The following is a 20,272-nucleotide window of genomic DNA, read 5'->3' as shown; positions in this document are numbered from 1 at the left end:
TAGGAGATTTTATGAAAATATTACTAATAGTTACTATCTTTTTAACAAATATCTTATTTGCAAATTATGCTTTTACTAACCAAAATAGTGGAAAAATCGATATGCACGGTGGTAAAAGTGAAAATCTTTTAAATCAAAAGAATAGTTTGTCAAATACAAATTTTAATGATATTGGAATTACAAAACCAATAGCTCCAAAAGCACCTAATGCTTTAATAAAAGAGAATGAAAAAAAAGAAGAAAAAAAGGAAATTACTAAATAATGGCAAGATATAAATTTATATCATGGAATGTAAATGGTATTAGAGCAGTTGATAAAAAAGATGCTTTAAAATGGGTTGATGAAGCAAATATAGATTTGCTTGGTGTTCAAGAAACAAAATCTATGAAAGAACAAATTCCAAAAACAATTTTTACTAAAGAGTACAAAACACTATTTGCAAGTGCATCAGCAATAAAAGGAAGAAGTGGAACGGCACTTTTTACAGATATAGAAACTTCATTTGAATGTAACTGTCCAAGTGTTGATATTCTTGATGAAGGAAGAATAAACGAAGTTCATTTTTCTTTAGGAGATAAAAATATAGCATTTTTTAATGTATATTTTCCAAATGGACAAAGTAGTCAAGAAAGACTTGATTATAAAATGGAGTTTTATGATAGATTTTTAAATCATTGTGAAAACTTAAAAAAAGATGGGAAATCTATCATTGTTTGTGGTGATGTAAATACAGCACACACTGAAATTGATATTGCTAGACCAAAAGCAAATGAAAATACAAGTGGATTTTTACCAATGGAAAGAGATTGGATAACAAAATTTTTAGATTTTGGATACATTGATACTTTTAGATTGATAAATGGTGATATAAAAGACAAATACTCTTGGTGGAGCTATAGAGCAAATGCAAGAACAAATAATGTAGGCTGGAGAATAGACTACTTTTATGTAAGTGAAGACTTAAAGGATTTTGTAAAAGATGCTTATATTTTAGATAATATTGAAGGAAGTGATCACTGTCCTATTGGCTTAGAAATGGAGTTTTAAGACTCCTTTTCTACTCTATTTTTTCCTTTTGATTTAGCAAGATACATAGCATTATCTGCTCTTAAGATAAAATCTGTGATTGTATCATTTTCTTTAAAACTAGATACTCCAAAACTTGCAGTTTTATATCCTACTTTTTCAAATTTATGTTGTGATATTTTTTCTCTTAAATTTTCTGCTAATTTTGCAGTATCATCTAAGTTTGTTTTTGGACAAATGATTATAAATTCTTCACCACCCCACCTTCCTACTGTATCAGTTTGCCTTGTAAAAGTTGTCAAAATTTCAGAAATTTTTATCAAAACTTTATCTCCAACTAAATGACCAAATTTATCATTTACTTTTTTAAAATCGTCAAGATCTAATAAAATTATTGAAAAATCATCTTTATACCTTTTATAAAAACTTTCATACATTTGTAAAGTTGAATCTATCTCTTTTCTATTTTTTAATTTTGTTAAATAATCAGTTGAAGATAGAATCATTAGTTCTTCTTTTGCCTCTTCAAGCTCTTTTGTATAATTTAATTTATTAACAATTGAATATGATAATAATAACAAACAAATAAAAACTGCAATATCGCTTGGATACTCTTCCCAAGGAACAAATCCAGCTGCAATTAAAGAAGAATAAAGCCAATAAAGTGAAATTATAAAAAAACTAAATGTAATAATCTTTGTTTCTTTATCACCTTTAAAAAAGAAATAAATCATAAAAATAGTTAAAATAGGTAATGTTACAAAATTATAAACAATATCAAAACACTCATAAGTTGAAGGAAGAGTAAAGATTCCTAAAAGTGAACCAATAATTGCTACTAAAAGATATATTAAATGAAATTGCCATATTCTTTTAATTATATCAAATGGTGTTTTTTGATTTATTACTTTATCCATAAAAAGTGCCATTCCAACTGGAAAAAAGAAAAAAGCAATAGCCAACAAATATTGATTTAATAATGGAAAATATAAATATAATTCAATAATTTTTGCAGAACAAAATACATTTAAACCTTGGGTTAAAAATAATAAACCTAAAATTAAAAGTTCAATTCTTTTAAATTTTGATAAAAATGTCAATAAAAAAAGTATTGATACAAAAAGAGAAATAGATCCTACTATAATCTTTGGTATATCATAATTTAACATTTTTTCTAAAATATCACTTTTTGAAGCGATTATTATTTCGCCCCACAATCCGATATCTTCATAGTTTGAATATATTCTAAAATAAAGATATTTGCCAGCACTATCAACGTAAAGAGGTATTAAATGCCAAGGCCATCCTATATATTCACCTTTTCCTTCTTTATCAAATTCTCCAAAATGATATATTTGTTTATTTTCATAATATACTTGCGTAATTAAATCTATACTTACAATATATAAATGAGGATTTGTTGGTAAATTATCAGGAAGTTTTACCCTAAACCAGACATTTGTTTGATTATTTCTATTTGGTGGATTACTTGGAAATTTGATCTCTTTCCAAGAATTTTGATTATCTTTTTCAATGGTCCACAAAGGTAAATTATTTTCAAAAGGTGAATCTCCAAATCTATATTCCCATTTTACTTTTGATAAATCTATCTCTTTTATCTCATTTGCAGATAAAAAAATTGTTAAAAATAAGAAAATTATAATTTTTTTCATTAAAATACTTTATATAAATTTATTAGATTTTCTATATTAAATCATAATTTCTTATAATACTTGATAAAATAAAAAATAAAATCTTTTACCATAAAATTTATACATAAAGGTTAAATATGAAAAATAATATTATTGATAGATATGATAAAAATCAAGATGGTGAAATTATCATAAAGATATATACTTCAAAGATTGAAGATTTATATGAAAATTATGATAAAAAATCAACTTTCATAAAAAAAGATTTAAAAGATGATTTAGAAAATTATTTAATTGAAAGTGTTGAAGAAATTGGTAATCATCCTTTTACTATTGATTTTTATTTTGATGAAAAAAGTGATTTTACATCAGATGAAAGATTAAAAAATAGCATAAAAGAGTATTTTGAATATTTACAATTTTTAGAACATAAAAATATGAAAGAAGAATTAAAAAATTCTCTAATATTTTTAATAATTGGCTTTGTTTTTGTATCAATTTCGTTTAATCTAACAGAACATGAAAACTTTTTTTATAAACTAATTTCTGAAGGTGCTATGGTAGGAGGTTGGGTTTCACTTTGGGAAGCACTAGCTACAATCTTAATAAAATGGCTTCCATTAAGAAAGAACATAAAAATTTTTAAAAAAATTACAAATGCAAAAGTACATTGTTTTTAAATCATAGAATATATAATTTTTGCTAGGATTTTTTTAAAATCTTCTCTTTCTTCTTTACTTAAAACAGAAAAAATCTTTTCTGTTGATTCCGCAACACAAGACATACACTCTTGAATTAATTCTTTTCCATCATCTGTTAAATTAATTAGCATACTTCGCTTATCATTTAATGAAGGAACTTTTTCAATCAATTTTCTATCTTCAAGTTTTTTCAAAACTTTTGTCATTCCTCCTGAAGAAAAAAGTGTCGCATCATATAACTCAGTTGGAGATAAAGCACTTTTATTAAAATAAAGAGATGCTAAAACTGAAATATGTGAATGTAATAAATCATATTTTATTTTAAAAAATTGCTCATTTTCAGCATACATTTGTTTATGCAACATTGTTATTGGTAGAGTGAAAGCAAAAACTTCATACTCTTTTAACTTAACAGTAGAATTATAAAAGTTATCTATATATTTTTTATCCATGAAGCAATTTTAACTAAATTAATATTAAATATATCTTTCTAGCAAGATATATTTAAGCAAAATTTTGTTATCTTTCAAACCTAAATATAAAAAGGAGTTATTTTGAAAAAGATATATTTTATTTTTTTAACACCACTTTTTTTATATAGCCAAAATTTGGAAGAATTAGTTAATTTATCTATACAAAATAGATTGGTTAATGCTTCACAACAAAGTTTGGATTCTATAAAAGATGAATACAAAAGTGTAAAAAGTGGATATTTACCAAAACTAGATGTTGGAGGAAAATATGCAATAACAGATGAAGAAACGGCAAGTTTGGCAAAAAAATCTGGAAATGTATATGGAAGCTTAAATTATTTACTTTATGATGGTGGTAAAAAATCAGATGTTTATGATAGTTATGAATCTACTATCAAAAGTACAGAAGAATCTGTTGAAGCTTTAAAAAATGATATTTCATTAACAGTGATAAACTACTATTTTGATTATTTATCTCTTATCTCTCAAAAAGATGCAAAGTTAAAAGAGATAGAACAGCTTGATTCACAAATGGAAAGATTAAGTAGATTTTTAAAAGCTGGTACAACAACTGAAGATGAAGTACAAAAAATCATCTCAAGAGTTGAAAATGCTAAAGTTAATCTTCAAGAGATTGAACTTCAAATCATCACTATATTACATAATTTAGAATATATAACTGGAACTAAAATTGATATTACAGCTGGTTCTAATATAAAAGAATCAGAAAAAGTTTCACAAAATAGTGAAAGATTTGATATTAAATCTTTGGAATTTGATTTACAAACAAAATTAAGTAATTCAAGAGCTGAGAAAAGTGGATACTTACCAACAGTAACACTTGATAATACTTATACATATTATGATTCAAATTTTGATGATAAAGCTTATGAAAATAATGCTATTGATCATCAAAATATTTTATCTGCAAATTTAAAATGGAATATTTTTTCATTTGGAGAGACTAAATATAAATATGAATCAAAATACAAAGAGTATTTAGCTTCAAAATTAAAATATGAATATGAAAAAAACAAAGCGAATGTTGACTTACAACTTGCACTTAAAGCTTATGATATTGCAAAAGCAAAAATAAAATCAGCTGAAGCAAATCTAAAAGCTGCGGAAAGTGCATATGAAGTTATAAAATCAAAATATGAAAATGGTTTAATTGATAATGTAGCATATCTAGAAAGTTTAACTGAGAAATTTGATGCCATCAGTCAATTAAAAACATCTATTAATGATTTAGAAATTAAAAAAGCAAATATAATTTACCATAATGGTGAAAAATTAGAGGAGTATATAAAATGATAAAAAAATCATTAGTTGCAATTTCTTTCCTTTTCTTAGGATACAACGGTTTAATTGCAGAAGAAACAAAAGTAGCAACTGAAGCACCTGCTTTACCTGTTCAAACTTTTAAAATTGTAAAAGAAAATAATACTACAAGTAAAACTTATCCAACTATTTTAAAAGCTTATGAACAAGTTGATGTAATTGCAAGAGTTTCAGGAACACTAAAAGAAAAATATTTTAAAGAAGGTGATTTAGTAAAAAAGGGAACTCTTTTATATAAAATCGAACCTGATTTATATCAAGCAAATTTTAATATGAAAAAAGCAAATTTCACAAAAGCAAAAAAAGATTATGAAAGAGCTAAATCATTAGTTGCTTCTAAATCTATTAGTCCACAATCTTTTGATGATTATACTTATCAATATGACAGCACAAAAGCTGCATTAGATGAAGCGCAAATAAATTTAAATTATACAAAAGTAACTGCACCAATAGATGGAATTATTGGTATAAAAAATCATGATATTGGTGATTTAGTTGGTACAAATGAAGATAATTCATTACTTTTAACTATTACAAATACAGATCCTATTCATGCAGAATTTTCTTTGCCAAAAGATGATATGAATAACTTTTTATCTCAAATAAAAAGTAAAAATATAAAAATTAGTCTAATTGCAAATGGCACAACTTATGAAAATGGTCAAATAGATTATATTGCACCAACAATAGATACAAATACTGATACTTTACTTTTAAGAGCAAAATTTGACAATCCTAATCATGAGTTAATTGCAGGGAATTTTACAAAAATAGTTATTTCTAACTTATCTTTAGGAGATGTATTTATTGTTCCTGAAAATGCTGTATTAAAAACTGCACAAGCAACTATTGTTTATGTAATAGATGAAAATAATATAGCAAAAGTTAGACCTGTTACTACAGGGGATTTAGTAAAAAATGGAATGGTTATAAAAGATGGTTTAAAACCTAATGAACAAATTGTAACAAGTAATCTTGCAAAACTTAGACCTGATACAAAAGTTCAAATTATAAGTGAAGAGAAATAGTTATGATTTCCGCATTTTTCATAAAAAAACCCGTTTTTGCTGGTGTTTTATCAATTATAATTTTTTTGACGGGAATAATTGCAATGTTCAATTTACCAATTGAACAATATCCAAGAATTTTACCGCCTCAAATTATTGTAAGTACTTCATATCCAGGAGCTAGTGCAGATACTATCGCAAAAACTGTTGCTGCTCCACTTGAAGAACAAATAAATGGTGCAAAAAATATGCTTTATATGAATTCTGTTGCTGAAGATAGTGGAAGATTAAGTATAAATATATTTTTTGAAATTGGAACAGATCCAGATAGTGCAAAAATAGATGTAAATAATAGAGTTCAAGCAGCTTTAGCAAAAATGCCAGAACAAGTTCAAAGACAAGGTGTTGTTGTAGGTGAAAGAAGTCCAAGTATTTTAATGTTTGCAATGCTTCAATCTCCAAATAATACTTATGATTCAATATATTTATCAAATTATGCTTTATTAAACTTAGTTGAGTCATTAAAAAGAGTTAAAGGTGTTGGGGATGCGATGATTTTTGGAGCTAAAGATTATTCTATTAGAGTATGGATAGATCCTTTAAAATTATCAAAATATTCTCTTGCAACAACTGATGTTATAAATGCAATTAAAGAGCAAAACAATCAATATGCGGCTGGAAAAATTGCTTCTGAGCCAATTGCACAAAAACAGATGTATACATATACGATTAGAACTCCACAAAGGTTTGAAAATCCTGCACAATTTGGAAATATTGTAATTAGAGCTAATGAAGATGGTAGTACTTTAAAATTAAAAGATATTACAACTATTGAACTTGGAGCTAGTGATTATAGCGTTCAAACAAGATTAAATGGTGCTCCATCTATTCCTATTGGAGTATTTTTACAAAGTGGTGCAAACTCTTTAGAAACTGCTGATGCAATAAAAAAAGCTTTAGAAGATGCGAGTAAAAGCTTCCCTGATGATATAACATATAGTATTCCTTATGATAGTACAGATTTTATTTCAGCTTCTATTCATGATGTTATTAAAACTTTTATTGAAGCATTATTACTTGTAATTTTAATTATTTTCATTTTCCTACAAAGCTGGAGAGCAACTATTATTCCATTTATTGCTGTTCCTGTATCAATTGTGGGAGCATTTGCTGGAATGTATGCTTTAGGATTTAGTATTAACTTACTGACTCTTTTTGGTTTAGTTCTTGCTATTGGTATCGTTGTTGATGATGCTATTATTGTTATTGAAAACATTGAACGACATATGGAAGAAGGAAAAACTCCTAAAGAAGCTGCATTTATTGCTATGAAAGAAGTAACGGGAGCATTAATTGCTATTATTCTAGTTTTAGGTGCGGTATTTATTCCTGTTGCATTTATGGGTGGATTAAGTGGAGAGATGTATAGACAATTTGCTATTACTATTGTTATCTCTGTTATTATTTCTGGATTTGTTGCTTTAACATTAACTCCATCACTTTGTGTAAGAATTTTAAAAAATAAAAAACATGAACCTAAAGGTTTTTTCAAATGGTTTAATAATATGTTTGAAAAAGCAACAAAAGGTTATTCTGTATTAGTTAAAAAAAGTATTAGATTTTCATTAATTTCTATTTTATTATATGGTGGATTATTATTTGTATCTTATGATATGTTTAAATCTATGAAAACTGGACTTCTTCCTGATGAAGACCAAGGAACAATCTTCGTATTTGGATTTAACCCTCCAGGTTACTCTATGTCTAAATCGTTAGAATTAAGTGAAGAGATAAATAAAATCATTGCAAATGATCCTAGTGTAAAAAATATCATTACACTTGCTGGATATGACTTTACAACTTCTGCTCAAAGAAGCCATACTGTTGCAACAATTATTAAATTAAAAGATTGGAGTCAAAGACCAAATCCAGAACAAGAAGCACAAGCACTTTTAGCTAAATTTAGTAAACAACTTATGGGTACAAGTGAAGGATTCTCATTTGCCGTTGTACCACCTCCTATTATGGGGATGAGTGTTACTGGTGGATTTGATATGTATGTTCAAGATAGAAAAGGTGGAACTATTGAAGATTTAGGAAATATTGTAAATCAAATAATAGAAAAAGCTAAAACTAGACCTGAATTAATGGGAGTTAGAACAGCACTTGCAGCTAATATTCCTCAATTTAAAATTGATGTTGATACTGAAAAAGCAAAAGCAAAAGGTGTAAGTATAAGTGACATTTATAGTACAATAAATGCAACTTTTGGAAGTTTTTATGTAAATGATTTTTCACTTTATGGAAGAACTTATAAAGTTAACTTACAAGCAAAAGATGAATTTAGAAATAATGTAGATGATTTTCAATATGTTTATGTAAGATCAGACAAAGGTGAACTTTTACCAATTAATTCATTTATAACTTACAAAAAAGTAGTTGGAGCTGATATAGTAGAAAGATTTAACCTTTTCCAAGCTGCAAAAGTATCAGGACAACCAGCTCCTGGATATAGTTCAGGAGATTCTTTAAAAGCTATAGAAGAAGTTGCAAATGAAGTTTTACCTGAAGGTTATACAATTAGCTGGACTGGAACTGCTTATCAAGAAAAACAAGTTGGAGGAAGTTCTGCGCAAGCATTTATTTTTGGTATTGTTTTCTTATTCTTAATTCTTTGTGCACTTTATGAAAGATGGTTATTACCAATTTCGGTTGTTTTAGCTGTACCATTTGCAATTTTTGGAGCAATACTTGCTACAAATTTAAGACACTTAGATAACAATATTTATTTCCAAATTGGTTTATTAGTTCTGGCAGGACTTGCGGCTAAAAATGCAATTTTAATTGTAGAATTTGCTTTACAAAAACAAAAAGAAGGATTAAAACTAATTGATGCTGCTATTGAAGCTGCTAAAGTAAGACTTAGACCGATTGTTATGACTTCATTAGCATTTACAGTTGGAGTTATGCCCCTTGCTATTAGTAGTGGAGCTGGAGCTGCTAGTAAACACTCTATTGGAACAGGAGTTGTGGGAGGAATGTTAACTGCTACATTTATAGCAATTTTATTTATTCCACTATTCTTTGTTTTAATCTCAAGACTTAGTGGTCATAAAGATGACGAAGTTCTAACAGATAAAGAAGAGGAATAATCCTCTTCTTTATATTAAAGCTTCAATCCAAGAAACAACTTGGATTAAAGTTTGAGGCTCTTTTTTTGAAATAAATACATAAGGTTTATTTTTTCTGTTTTCTTTTACATCGATTTGCATATCAACTAAATCAATATCAACGTATGGAGCTAAATCTATTTTATTTACAATTAAAAGGTCGGAAAACAATAATCCTGCCCCTTTTTTTCTTGGAATATCAGCACCTTGTGCAACATCAATTACATAAACATAATAATCAATTAATTCATAAGAAAAAGTAGCACTAAGATTGTCCCCTCCACTTTCAACAAATACAATATCAGGATTATATTTTTCTTCAAGTTCAACAACTGCTTTTTGATTCATCGAAATATCATCTCTTATTGCAGTATGAGGACAACCACCTGTTTCAACTCCAATAATTCTATCACTATCTAAATCAAGAGTTTTTTTTAGATAATTTGCATCTTCCGTTGTATATATATCATTTGTCACAATTCCTAAAGAGTATTTATCTTTTAGTAAATTTGTTAAAGTTTCAATAAGTGAAGTTTTCCCACTTCCAACTGGTCCTGCTATTCCTATTTTCAATGCCATTTTTTTCCTTTATGTTGTGAACATTTTTGGTTCTAAATTTTTATGACTAAATATAATCTCTTCAAAAAGTGGATTAAAATTTGTGATTTTATTTTCTATATTTTTATAATCAAATTTTTCTAAAATCTCATCTATTTCAAAAAGCATCTTTTGTATTTCACTTGGTTTTATTCTTGAAATCTTTAGAGTTGTAACTGCAATGTTTATAAGATTTTTTTTAGTCCACATTACTATAAAATCTTCCAAACAAATATCCATATCAAAAGCCATAGCACTTAATACAATTATCTCATTTCCAACACAAGATTTATTTCCAATAAATGAAAAATACTCTTTTACTATATTCTTTGTTGCTAAATTTTTTATCTGTACGAAATAATTTTGTCCAATATCACGTGAAGCCTTTGCAAACTCAAAAGTTAAATAAGCTCCAAGTTCATTATCTAATTTATTTAAAATAGTTAATTTCTCTTTTTCTAAAGCTTCATAAACTTTTTTAACATAAACAAACTCTATTTTAGAATATTGGTCAATGATTAGATTTTCTAAATAGATTTTTAAACTATTTATATCTTTTACTTTTTCTTTTAAAATATGAGGTTCAAGTCCAAAAGAGTGTACAAATACACCTGAGGGAAAACTTCCATCAAGTATTTGCATAAATCTACTAAGACTTTTTAGATTTGTTTTTTGCATATTAATGGCTATGGTGCGCTTTTCCATTTGGTTTGAAATAACCTTTTGTTTTTTCACACTTTATTTTTTCATTTACATAACAATCTTTGATAATATCACTTAAAGAGATATCATCTAAAACTATGATTTTAAACTCATCAATCATAACTGGCTGATGTCTGTTTCCTATTTCATAAGCTATTTTTGCAAAAGTTAAAGCATCACTAAACTCTAAAACAAAAATCTCATCAACACTTCGACTAACTTTTATCCCCATTCCATCTTCGCAAACTAAAATATCATTTTCATGTAGATGTGTAAATTTAGCTTTTACTACCAAATTTACTCCTTTTTTAGTAACAGCTGTTAAATTTGGCTTTTGCATATCAAACCAAGATAACTCAACCTCATCACTAAATGGTATATCTTTTTTTATTTCTATTACTTTTTTTATTACACTAAATGTCAAAATCACTTCCTAAAACATAAAATATCGTCTTGCCATTGGCACTTTTTCAACATAATTTGATTCTATTAGTTCTCCATTGATTTTTACATCATATGTTTCACTATCTATTTCAATATCACCTATAAAATCATTTAGTTTCATATCTGCTTTTCCAATATTTCTTACATTTTTTACTGGTAATACTTCTTTTGAAATTCCTAATTTATCTTTTAGATTTGAACTAGCTACTTTTGAAGTAAATATTGCACTTGTAGCACTACTAGCACGTCCAAGACTTCCAAACATAGGTCTATACATATTTGGTTCTGGTGTTGGAATTGAAGCGTTACTATCACCCATCATAGCAAGTGCAATAAATCCACCTTTTATGATAATTTCAGGTTTTACTCCAAAAAATGCCCTATTCCATAAAACTAAATCAGCCATTTTTCCAACTTCAACACTTCCAACATATTCATCTATTCCAGAAGCAATTGCAGGATTTATAGTATATTTTGCGATATATCTTTTGATTCTATTGTTATCAGATTTTTCATCATCACCTTCAAGTGTTCCTCTTTGTTGTTTCATAGAGTCTGCAACTTGCCAAGTTCGTATGATTACTTCTCCCACTCTTCCCATAGCTTGAGAATCGCTACTTGTGATTGAAATAGCTCCTAAATCATGTAACACATCTTCAGCAGCTATTGTTTTTCCTCTAATTCTTGATTCTGCAAAACTAACATCTTCAGGAATTTTTGGACTCAAATGATGACAAACCATAAGCATATCAAGATGCTCTTCAATAGTATTTTTTGTATATGGTAAAGTTGGATTTGTACTTGATGGAAGTACATTTGCAAGCCCAGCCACTTTCATAATATCAGGTGCATGACCTCCGCCTGCGCCTTCACTATGAAAAGTATGAATTGTTCTATTTTTAAATGCTCCAACTGTTGCTTCAACAAATCCTGATTCATTTAAAGTATCTGTATGAATTGCAACTTGTACATCAAAATCATCTGCAACACTTAAACAAGTATCAATAGCATTTGGCGTACTTCCCCAATCTTCATGAAGTTTTAATCCCATTGCTCCTGCTTCTATTTGCACTTTTAAAGCTTCATAACTTGAACTATTTCCTTTTCCCATAAATCCAAAATTTAAAGGTAAATCATCAACACTTTGTATCATCTTACTTATATTCCACTCTCCAGGGGTACAAGTTGTGGCATTTGTTCCAGTATTTGGACCAGTTCCTCCTCCAATCATTGTAGTCACTCCTGAACTAAGTGCTTCATCAATTTGACCTGGACTTATAAAGTGAATATGAGTATCTATTCCACCAGCAGTTATAATTTTTCCCTCAGCTGAAAGAATTTCAGTATTTGCTCCAATTTCTAAACCCTCTGTTATTCCATCACAAAGATTTGGATTTCCTGATTTTCCAATAGCACTTATTTTCCCATCTTTGATTCCAATATCTGCTTTATAAATCCCTGTATAATCAATAATAATTGCATTTGTAATAATCAAATCAGCAACAACAACAGCAGTTGGACTTTGAGCCATACCATCACGTACTGTTTTTCCACCACCAAACTTACTTTCTTCACCATAAGTTGTGTAATCTTTTTCTATTTTAGCTATTAATGAAGTATCAGCTAGTCTGAATCTATCACCAACAGTTGGTCCATACATAGAAGCATATTTTTCTTTACTAATCTTCATGTTACTCTCCTAAAAACTTTGAAAGATTTTGCATAGCTTTTGCTTTTACATTCTCATCATCTAAAAAGCCTTCAACTAAACCATTAAATCCACTAACATATCTTTTACCACTAAAATCAATTAAGTTTACACTTTTTTTACTTCCTGGTTCAAATCTTACAGATGTTCCTGCTGGAATATCAAGTCTTTTCCCATAAGCTTTAATTCTTTCAAAACTAAGCTCTTTATTTACTTCAAAGAAGTGATAGTGAGAACCCACTTGAACTGGTCTGTCACCTTTGTTTTCTATCTCTATTGTAATAATTTCTTTTGAAGAGTTTAGTTCTATTTCACCTTCATCTACAAGATATTCTCCAGGGATTAATTTGTTTTTATCATAAGAAATTGGGTTATGAACTGTAACTAATTTTGTTCCATCTTCAAAAGTTGCTTCAACTTGAACCATGTACATCATAGATGCAATACCTTCAAGTACATCATCCTCTTTTAAAACTTTTGTAGCATCAACCATAAGTTGTGCAACACTTTTTCCATCTCTTGCACCCTCAATAATATATGAACTAATTATTGCTACTGCTTCTGGATAGTTTAGTTTTAAACCTCTTTCTTTTCTTTCCATTGCAAGCTTTGAAGCTGTATAAATCAATAATTTCTCTTGCTCACGATTTGTAAGGAACATATATTCTCCTTTTAGATTTTATATTCACTTTAATTTATATAGATTTTATCCAATTAAAACCGATTATTATTTTTTCATCTGTATATATTATAATCATAAGTATCTCTACATTTTAATAATTGTGCAGTAATACTAATAGCTATTTCATTTGGATTATTTGTTCCAAAATTTTCTCCTATAGGACAGAAAAAGTTCTCTTTAATGTTCTCTTTTTTTAAATCAAAATCAAATCTAGCTCTTTTAATTTTTGAACCAATTACACCAATATAAGGAAAAGTCCCTATTTGTAAAACTTCTTTTAAAATTGGATAATCAAATTTATGTCCAGAAGTTGTAATAACAATAAAAGAATCATAAGATAATTCTTTTATATAATCTGTATAATTTTCAACAAATATCTTATTTAACTTATTAGTATTTGGAAGTTTATCTAACCACTCTTTTCTAGTATCTATACAAGTGATATTACAGTCTAAATTTACTAAAATTCTACATAAAGCTTGTGATACATGACCTGCTCCAAATACTGCTATTTTCCATGAATTATTTATAGCAATTTTCTCAAAAAAAACAGTTGCACTTCCACCACAAGTCATACCTAAATCTCTATTTAAATTTATCTGTTTTAATAAGCTTTTTGTTGAATCATCATTTAAAATATTTATAGCTTCTTCTATACAACTTTTTTCTAAAGCTCCACCACCAATAGTTCCAAAGTAGATAACTCCTTCACAAACTATCATCTTAGAACCAATATCTTGAGGAACGGAGTTTTTTTTATCAACAAGTGTTACAATTACAAATGATTTTCTACTCTCCATTAATCTTTGACTAGCACTTAAAAACTCATCAAATAAAAAATTCATTCTAAGCCTTTAAATTTTCTAAAGTCATTAAAATATTTTCATTTGTTGCTGGTGAATTCATTTTTACAAGTTCATTATTTTTTGCTCTATATTTTAAAGCATCTTTTATTGCAGTGAAAACAGATATTCCTAATAAAAATGGAGGTTCTCCAACTGCTTTAGAACGTCTAACATTTGTAGTTGTTGTATCATTTTCAATAAAATCTATATTGAAAACTTCTGGCATATCATGGATAGATGGTATTTTATATGTTGTTGGTGAATATGTTAGAAGTTCACCTTTGTTTGAATAAACAAGTTTTTCCATACTAACCCAACCTAAACTTTGAACAAAACCACCTGCAACTTGTCCCTCATCAATTCCTGGATTTATCATTCTTCCTAAATCCATGATAATATCACTTCTTAACACCTTTTTTTCACCTGTAAACTCATCTATAATTACTTCACTAACTGCTACACCATTTGTAAAATAATTAAAGGCTTTTCCAAACCCTTTTTCTTTATTAAAAGTTAGATTTTCTGTCTTATAGTGTGCATATTCACAAATAGAAATTCTATTTTTATAAGCAATATCAAGTAACTCTAATAAAGAGATTGATTTTGAATTTTTTTCATCAATTACAAATCCATCTTTAAATTCTATACTTGTTACATCTTCATCAATTTGACTTAAAAAATCATCATTTGATTTTTGAGTATAAAAAACTTGCCAAGCAAGATTTTTTAATCTCTCTTTTATTGCTTCACAAGCTTTTAAGGCTGCTGCACTATTTAAATCACTTCCACTTGAAGCAGCTGTAGCAGAAGTATTTGCATTTCTTTGAGTTGAAGTTGCCATAATTTTTACTTTTGATGGAGAGATACTAAAAGCTTCTGCTATAACTTGAAGTATTTTTGTATTTACTCCTTGACCCATCTCAGTTGCACCTGTTGAAGCTTCAATAGTTCCATCAAGATGAATATTTACTAAAGCATTTCCTTGATTTAGATGTCTTGCAGTAAATGAAATACCAAATTTAACAGCACTTAAAGATAAGCCTTTTACATAACCATTATTTTGGGCATTAAATTTATTTATCTCTTCTCTTCTTTTTTTATATTCACTACTTAGCTCAATTTTTTCAAAAAGTTCAGGAAGTTTGTTATTTATTACTTGCTGTCCAAAAGGAGTTGTACACTCTTCTCCTTTGTAGTAATTTAACTTTCTTATTTCTAAAGCATCAATATTTAAAAAATTTGCAATATCTTCTATAATATTTTCTATTACAAAAGTTCCTTGTGGTCCTCCAAAACCTCTAAAAGCAGTATTTGAAGGATAATTTGTTTTACAAACATACCCTTTTATAAGTGCATTTTCTAGATTATAAGCTCCATCTATATGAAACATAGAACGCTCTAAAATAGAAGGACTAACATCTGTATAAGCTCCTGCATCACTATAAATATCTGCTTCTAAAGCTTCTATTTTTCCAGTTTCATCAAAAGCAACTTTATAATAAGTTTTAGTAGGATGCCTTTTCCCTGTAATTTTCATATCTTCATCTTTTGTTAAAACTACTCTTGCAGGTCTATTTAACTTTAAAGCTACCAAAGAAGCACAAGTAGCAAAAAGTGCAGGTTGAGACTCTTTTCCACCAAAACCTCCTCCCATTCTTTTTACGATAGAAGATACTTTATGCATAGGAAGTCCTAAAGAATGAGCAACTACGTGCTGAACTTCACTTGAGTGTTGAGATGAACTATGAACTTCCACAGCACCATCTTCAAGTGGATATACAACACAAGCTTGTGATTCTAAATAAAAATGTTCTTGTCCACCACTGTAAAAATCACCCTCTAAAATATATTTTGAGTTTTCAAAAGAAGTTTTAGTATCCCCTTTTACAAAAGCCTTTGCAGTATATAAAAACTCTTTATTTTTTATTGAATCATCTAAATCTAATATAGATTTATCTTCAATAACTTCAACTTCAACCAAAGCTTTAATCTCTTCAAAAATCTCTTTTGATTTACAAGCTAAAATTGCAATAGGTTCATCAAAATGTTCTATATTTTTTGCTAAAAGTGGTTGGTCATGAACAATTGTTCCCCAAGAATTATCATAAAAATCTTCACTAGTAAATCCAGCATAAACACCTTCACACTCTAATGCTTTACTAAAATCTATATTTTTTACGATCCCTTTTGCATATTTTGAAGTGATAAATCCTACAAAAACCTCACTACTTAAAGACTCTCTATCATCTATAAATACACTTTTACCTGTGACATGAGTAAAAGCTGAATCATGTGGTATATTCATTCCATGAAAAGACATTATGCTACCTCCACTTTTGATGATACTTCATTGTAAAATTTTAATAACAAGTTTTCACAAAGTTTTATTCTATAAGTGCTACTTCCTCTATGATCACTAAAAGGAGTAAAAATCTGTGATACTATTTTTTTAGATTCCTTGATATTTTCTAAACTAAATTCTTTATTTATTAAAAACTCTTCAATCTGCTTTGCTTTGTATGTAGTTGCAGCAACTCCACCAAAAGCAATTGAAATATCTTTTATGATTTCATCTTCAATTTTATATGATATTGCTAGTGAAACAGCCGAAATATCTAAATCTTTTCTGGCACTAACTTTATAAAATTTAAACTCGTTAGAAGTTTTTGGCACTTTTATTTTTGTGATAATTTCATCATCTTTTAAATCAAATTTTTTATATCCTAAATAATAATCATAAATCAAAACTTCTCTTCTTGAATTACCTCCAGATAGTTCTAAAATAGCATCACTCACATATAATAAAGGCATAGTATCACCTATAGGAGAACCATTTGCTACATTTCCTATAACTGTACCTATATTTTTTATTTGAGGAGATGCAAATATCCTTAAAGCTTGTGTAAATGTTGGGAAATCTTTTTTACAAGCCTTCTCAAAAGATGTTAAAGTAACTTTTGAACCTATTTCTAAAAATTTTTCATCATCATTTATAATATAAAGTTCACTTATATTATTTAAAGATACAAATTTCTTGTTTTTGTTATAACCTTTATTTACAAAAACACTTATATCAGTCCCACCTGAAATAACATTAAATCCAGATTTTTTTAACTCAATTGCTTTTGTTATATCTTTAGGTAAGATAAGTTCAGTTTCCCCATTTGATAGGACAACTTCATTTTCTAAAGCTTCATTAAAAGCCTCTTTTATCTCTTGTGTTTCATATCTTTGTTTTATTGTTTTTATTTTTGATAAATCTAAATTCATACCAGCTTGAATAATACCTTTATATCCTGTACATCTACAAAGATTTCCAGTAGTATAATTTTTGATTTTTTGCTCAGTTATTAACTGTTTTTTCAAGATTAAATCATCACACATGTAAACCATAGAATTTACAAAACCAGGAGTACAAAATCCACATTGAGTTCCATGATAAGTAGAAAGTAAAGTTTGAACTTGATGTAAATTATCATTTTCTATTCCTTCAATAGTAATAATCTGACAACAATCAAGCAAATATAAAGGTAAGATACAAGAATTTACAGAAATAAAATTTTCATCATTGAATCTTTTTACTAAAACTGTACAAGCACCACAATCACCTTCACTACATACTATTTTCGTACCTTTCATATTTAAGTTTTCTCTTAAATATGAAGATAAATTTTTTTTAGCTTCATTTGCTTTAATAATGTGTTTTTTCCCATTTATATATAAAAGTAGATAATCTCTCATGATAATCACCCATTTTCTTTCAATTCTCTTCTATATTTATGCAATAATGGTTCAGTATAACCTGATGGTTGAGAAATACCTTTAAAAATTAAATCACTAGCTGCACTAAAAGCATATCCATCAAAAGATGGAGCCATATTTATATATAACAAATCAGAAGCATTTTGAACATCAACAACTTTTGCCATAGATTTTAAAGACTCCATTACATCATCTTTTGTACAAACTTTATGTTCAATCCAATTTGCTAAATGTTGAGAAGAGATTCTTAAAGTTGCTCTATCTTCCATAAGTGCTACATTATTTATATCTAAAACTTTTGAACATCCAATTCCAGAATCAATCCATCTAACAACATAACCTAAAATTGTTTGAGCATTATTATCAAGCTCTTTTTTTATCTCTTCTTTACTTAAAATCGATATATCTTTCATAAGTGGAAGAGTTAAAAGTTCATCAAGAGTTGCTCTTTTTTTACCAATCAAAGCATTTTGAACTTCAAATACATCTACTTTATGATAATGAATTGAGTGTAAAACTGCTGCAGTAGGTGATGGAACCCAAGCTGTGTTTGCTCCTGATTTTGGATGATTGATTTTTTCAACCATCATTTTTGCCATCTCATCAGGCATCGCCCACATACCTTTTCCTATTTGAGCAAATCCTTGTAAACCACACTCTAAACCTATATCGACATTTGAATTTTCATAAGCTTTAATCCAAACTTGCTCTTTCATTTTTGATTTTTGAACAAATGCACCAGCAAACATAGAAGTATGAATCTCATCACCTGTTCTATCTAAAAATCCAGTATTTATAAATACAACTCTACTTTTAGCAGCTCTTATGCACTCTTTTAGATTTAAAGTTGTTCGTCGCTCTTCATCCATTATTCCTATTTTGATTGTATTTCGAGGAAGTTTTAGAGCATCTTCAACCATTTCAAAAGTTTTTACTGTAAATTCTACCTCTTTTGGTCCGTGCATTTTTGGTTTAACTATATAAACACTTTTTTGTCTTGAGTTTGATTTACTATTTGCTCCTTTTATATCTACAATCGAGCATAAAACAGTAATCATACAATCCATAATTCCTTCAAAAACTTCTTCATCATTTTCATCTAAAATTGCAGGATTTGTCATAAGATGACCTACATTTCTAACAAAAAGCAGACTTCTTCCATGTAAAGTTTTACTATTTCCATCTATTGTTTTATAAGTTATATCTTCGTTTAGAGTTCTTGTTATAGTTTTTCCATTTTTTGAAAAACTATCTTCTAAATCACCTTTCATAAGCCCAAACCAATTTTTATAAACTTCTGCTTTATCAATTGCATCAACTGCTGCAACTGAATCTTCACAATCCATAATAGTAGTAACTGCTGCTTCTAAAATAACATCTTTTATAAAGGCTTTATCTAAACATCCTATAAAACTATTTTTATCTATTTGTATTTGAATATGTAAGTTATTATTTTTAAAAATAAGTGCTTCTAAATTTTCAATTTCTCCAATAAAACCTAAGAATTTTTCCTTATCTTTTAATGTTGTTGTTTCACCATTTTCTAAAGTTATAATAAGTTCATTATTTACTATTTTAAACTCAATTACATCTTTATAAGAGCCTTTTTGCAAAGTAATTGATTCATCTAAAAACTCTTTTGCATAAGTTACAACTGCTTCACCTCTTTTTTTGTTATACTCTTTTGTAATAGCTAAATCACCCTCTTTTGATATAACATCTGTTCCATATAAAGCATCATACAAACTTCCCCATCTTGCATTTGCAGCATTTAGAGCAAATCTTGCATTTTTAACAGGAACAACAAGTTGAGGGCCAGCTTGTAAAGTTATCTCATCATCTATATTTTTTGTATCTATTTTAAAATCTTCTTTTTGTTCAACTAAGTATCCAATTTCTTTTAAAAAGTTTTTATATTTATCTAAATTAGTTGAATCATATTTATTTGTTTTATACCAATTATCAATCTTTTTTTGTAAATCATCTCTTGTTTTTAGCAACTCTTTATTTATAGGAGTTAAAGTTTCTATAATATTTTCAAAACTTTTCCAAAACTCATTTTCTGAAATTTCTGTTTTTGGTAATATTTCATTATTTATTAAATCAAAAACTATTTTTTCTACTTTTAAATTACCACTTTTTATTCTTTGCATAAATTGTC

Annotated in this window: 17 protein-coding genes; 6 read left to right on the top strand and 11 right to left on the bottom strand. The window is 27.8% G+C overall.

Annotated features, from left to right (window positions below; genetic code table 11):
• Positions 1 to 11: 11 nt before the first annotated feature.
• Both ADFLV_RS04990 and ADFLV_RS04985 read left to right on the top strand, forming a co-directional pair.
• Positions 12 to 263, top strand: coding sequence for a hypothetical protein (locus tag ADFLV_RS04990; protein ID WP_014473773.1), 252 nt, complete (start codon positions 12 to 14; stop codon positions 261 to 263).
• Positions 263 to 1,048 carry an exodeoxyribonuclease III gene (locus ADFLV_RS04985; RefSeq protein WP_172658759.1) on the top strand — a complete coding sequence of 262 codons (786 nt, stop codon included), beginning with the start codon at positions 263 to 265 and terminating at the stop codon, positions 1,046 to 1,048. Before ADFLV_RS04990 ends, ADFLV_RS04985 begins: the two co-directional genes overlap by 1 nt.
• Here the strand turns inward: ADFLV_RS04985 and ADFLV_RS04980 are convergent.
• A complete protein-coding gene (locus ADFLV_RS04980; protein WP_129012012.1) occupies positions 1,045 to 2,700 on the bottom strand; it encodes a sensor domain-containing diguanylate cyclase in 1,656 nt (551 codons plus the stop codon). The genes ADFLV_RS04985 and ADFLV_RS04980 overlap by 4 nt on opposite strands.
• Positions 2,701 to 2,816: 116 nt before the next feature.
• On the opposite strand from ADFLV_RS04980, the gene ADFLV_RS04975 reads away from it, so the two are divergent.
• Complete coding sequence (locus ADFLV_RS04975) at positions 2,817 to 3,359, top strand: hypothetical protein (protein WP_014473770.1); 543 nt, start codon at positions 2,817 to 2,819, stop codon at positions 3,357 to 3,359.
• Here ADFLV_RS04975 and ADFLV_RS04970 read toward each other — a convergent pair.
• On the bottom strand, positions 3,356 to 3,832 hold the full coding sequence (locus tag ADFLV_RS04970) for a MarR family winged helix-turn-helix transcriptional regulator (protein ID WP_014473769.1): 477 nt from the start codon (positions 3,830 to 3,832) through the stop codon (positions 3,356 to 3,358). The two genes, ADFLV_RS04975 and ADFLV_RS04970, sit on opposite strands and share 4 nt — an antisense overlap.
• A gap of 102 nt (positions 3,833 to 3,934) precedes the next feature.
• Here ADFLV_RS04970 and ADFLV_RS04965 point away from each other — a divergent pair, with 102 nt between their 5' ends.
• Genes ADFLV_RS04965 through ADFLV_RS04955 form a run of 3 tightly spaced genes read left to right on the top strand, consistent with a single transcriptional unit; the run spans position 3,935 to position 9,353 of the window.
• Positions 3,935 to 5,167, top strand: coding sequence for a TolC family protein (locus ADFLV_RS04965; RefSeq protein ID WP_129012013.1), 1,233 nt, complete (start codon positions 3,935 to 3,937; stop codon positions 5,165 to 5,167).
• On the top strand, positions 5,164 to 6,222 hold the full coding sequence (locus tag ADFLV_RS04960) for an efflux RND transporter periplasmic adaptor subunit (RefSeq protein WP_129012014.1): 1,059 nt from the start codon (positions 5,164 to 5,166) through the stop codon (positions 6,220 to 6,222). The genes ADFLV_RS04965 and ADFLV_RS04960 overlap by 4 nt, the downstream gene beginning before the upstream one ends.
• Positions 6,223 to 6,224: 2 nt before the next feature.
• Positions 6,225 to 9,353 (top strand): efflux RND transporter permease subunit, encoded by a 3,129-nt coding sequence (locus tag ADFLV_RS04955; RefSeq protein ID WP_129012015.1) that lies wholly within the window; start codon positions 6,225 to 6,227, stop codon positions 9,351 to 9,353.
• Positions 9,354 to 9,362: 9 nt separating this feature from the next.
• On the opposite strand, the gene ureG is transcribed toward ADFLV_RS04955, so the two are convergent.
• The 9 genes from ureG to ADFLV_RS04910 form a co-directional block, all read right to left on the bottom strand.
• On the bottom strand, positions 9,363 to 9,950 hold the full coding sequence (gene ureG / locus ADFLV_RS04950; RefSeq protein WP_129012016.1) for an urease accessory protein UreG: 588 nt from the start codon (positions 9,948 to 9,950) through the stop codon (positions 9,363 to 9,365).
• 9 nt (positions 9,951 to 9,959) lie between these two features.
• The gene (locus ADFLV_RS04945) at positions 9,960 to 10,646 is read right to left on the bottom strand and encodes an urease accessory protein UreF (protein ID WP_228720429.1); all 687 of its coding nucleotides are present in this window, start codon (positions 10,644 to 10,646) and stop codon (positions 9,960 to 9,962) included.
• Position 10,647: 1 nt separating this feature from the next.
• Entirely contained in the window at positions 10,648 to 11,100 is a 453-nt protein-coding gene (locus ADFLV_RS04940) for an urease accessory protein UreE (RefSeq protein ID WP_228720428.1), read from the bottom strand.
• A gap of 3 nt (positions 11,101 to 11,103) precedes the next feature.
• A complete protein-coding gene (gene ureC / locus ADFLV_RS04935; protein ID WP_129012018.1) occupies positions 11,104 to 12,804 on the bottom strand; it encodes an urease subunit alpha in 1,701 nt (566 codons plus the stop codon).
• 1 nt (position 12,805) lies between these two features.
• Positions 12,806 to 13,483, bottom strand: a complete 678-nt coding sequence (locus tag ADFLV_RS04930; RefSeq protein ID WP_129012019.1) for an urease subunit beta — start codon at positions 13,481 to 13,483, stop codon at positions 12,806 to 12,808.
• 74 nt (positions 13,484 to 13,557) lie between these two features.
• Positions 13,558 to 14,349: a xanthine dehydrogenase accessory protein XdhC gene (gene xdhC, locus ADFLV_RS04925; protein WP_129012020.1), complete on the bottom strand. Its 792-nt coding sequence runs from the start codon at positions 14,347 to 14,349 to the stop codon at positions 13,558 to 13,560.
• 1 nt (position 14,350) lies between these two features.
• Positions 14,351 to 16,669: a xanthine dehydrogenase molybdopterin binding subunit gene (locus tag ADFLV_RS04920; protein WP_129012021.1), complete on the bottom strand. Its 2,319-nt coding sequence runs from the start codon at positions 16,667 to 16,669 to the stop codon at positions 14,351 to 14,353.
• A complete protein-coding gene (locus ADFLV_RS04915) occupies positions 16,669 to 18,090 on the bottom strand; it encodes an FAD binding domain-containing protein (RefSeq protein WP_129012022.1) in 1,422 nt (473 codons plus the stop codon). Before ADFLV_RS04915 ends, ADFLV_RS04920 begins: the two co-directional genes overlap by 1 nt.
• 5 nt (positions 18,091 to 18,095) lie before the next feature.
• Positions 18,096 to 20,264 (bottom strand): malate synthase G, encoded by a 2,169-nt coding sequence (locus ADFLV_RS04910; protein ID WP_129012023.1) that lies wholly within the window; start codon positions 20,262 to 20,264, stop codon positions 18,096 to 18,098.
• Between the last annotated feature and the right edge of the window lie 8 nt (positions 20,265 to 20,272).

This window comes from Arcobacter defluvii (assembly GCF_013201725.1).
GTDB classification, from domain to species: domain Bacteria; phylum Campylobacterota; class Campylobacteria; order Campylobacterales; family Arcobacteraceae; genus Aliarcobacter; species Aliarcobacter defluvii.
This window is presented reverse-complemented; position numbering and strand designations above follow the sequence as displayed.

What these genes read in the sequence shown, in the direction of transcription:
- ADFLV_RS04990 (WP_014473773.1), top strand. Translation starts at nt 12, where the DNA reads ATGAAAATATTACTAATAGTTACTATCTTTTTAACAAATATCTTATTT.
- ADFLV_RS04985 (WP_172658759.1), top strand. Translation starts at nt 263, where the DNA reads ATGGCAAGATATAAATTTATATCATGGAATGTAAATGGTATTAGAGCA.
- ADFLV_RS04980 (WP_129012012.1), bottom strand. Translation starts at nt 2,700, where the DNA reads ATGAAAAAAATTATAATTTTCTTATTTTTAACAATTTTTTTATCTGCA.
- ADFLV_RS04975 (WP_014473770.1), top strand. Translation starts at nt 2,817, where the DNA reads ATGAAAAATAATATTATTGATAGATATGATAAAAATCAAGATGGTGAA.
- ADFLV_RS04970 (WP_014473769.1), bottom strand. Translation starts at nt 3,832, where the DNA reads ATGGATAAAAAATATATAGATAACTTTTATAATTCTACTGTTAAGTTA.
- ADFLV_RS04960 (WP_129012014.1), top strand. Translation starts at nt 5,164, where the DNA reads ATGATAAAAAAATCATTAGTTGCAATTTCTTTCCTTTTCTTAGGATAC.
- ADFLV_RS04955 (WP_129012015.1), top strand. Translation starts at nt 6,225, where the DNA reads ATGATTTCCGCATTTTTCATAAAAAAACCCGTTTTTGCTGGTGTTTTA.
- ureG (WP_129012016.1), bottom strand. Translation starts at nt 9,950, where the DNA reads ATGGCATTGAAAATAGGAATAGCAGGACCAGTTGGAAGTGGGAAAACT.
- ADFLV_RS04945 (WP_228720429.1), bottom strand. Translation starts at nt 10,646, where the DNA reads ATGCAAAAAACAAATCTAAAAAGTCTTAGTAGATTTATGCAAATACTT.
- ureC (WP_129012018.1), bottom strand. Translation starts at nt 12,804, where the DNA reads ATGAAGATTAGTAAAGAAAAATATGCTTCTATGTATGGACCAACTGTT.
- ADFLV_RS04930 (WP_129012019.1), bottom strand. Translation starts at nt 13,483, where the DNA reads ATGTTCCTTACAAATCGTGAGCAAGAGAAATTATTGATTTATACAGCT.
- xdhC (WP_129012020.1), bottom strand. Translation starts at nt 14,349, where the DNA reads ATGAATTTTTTATTTGATGAGTTTTTAAGTGCTAGTCAAAGATTAATG.
- ADFLV_RS04920 (WP_129012021.1), bottom strand. Translation starts at nt 16,669, where the DNA reads ATGTCTTTTCATGGAATGAATATACCACATGATTCAGCTTTTACTCAT.
- ADFLV_RS04915 (WP_129012022.1), bottom strand. Translation starts at nt 18,090, where the DNA reads ATGAGAGATTATCTACTTTTATATATAAATGGGAAAAAACACATTATT.
- ADFLV_RS04910 (WP_129012023.1), bottom strand. Translation starts at nt 20,264, where the DNA reads ATGCAAAGAATAAAAAGTGGTAATTTAAAAGTAGAAAAAATAGTTTTT.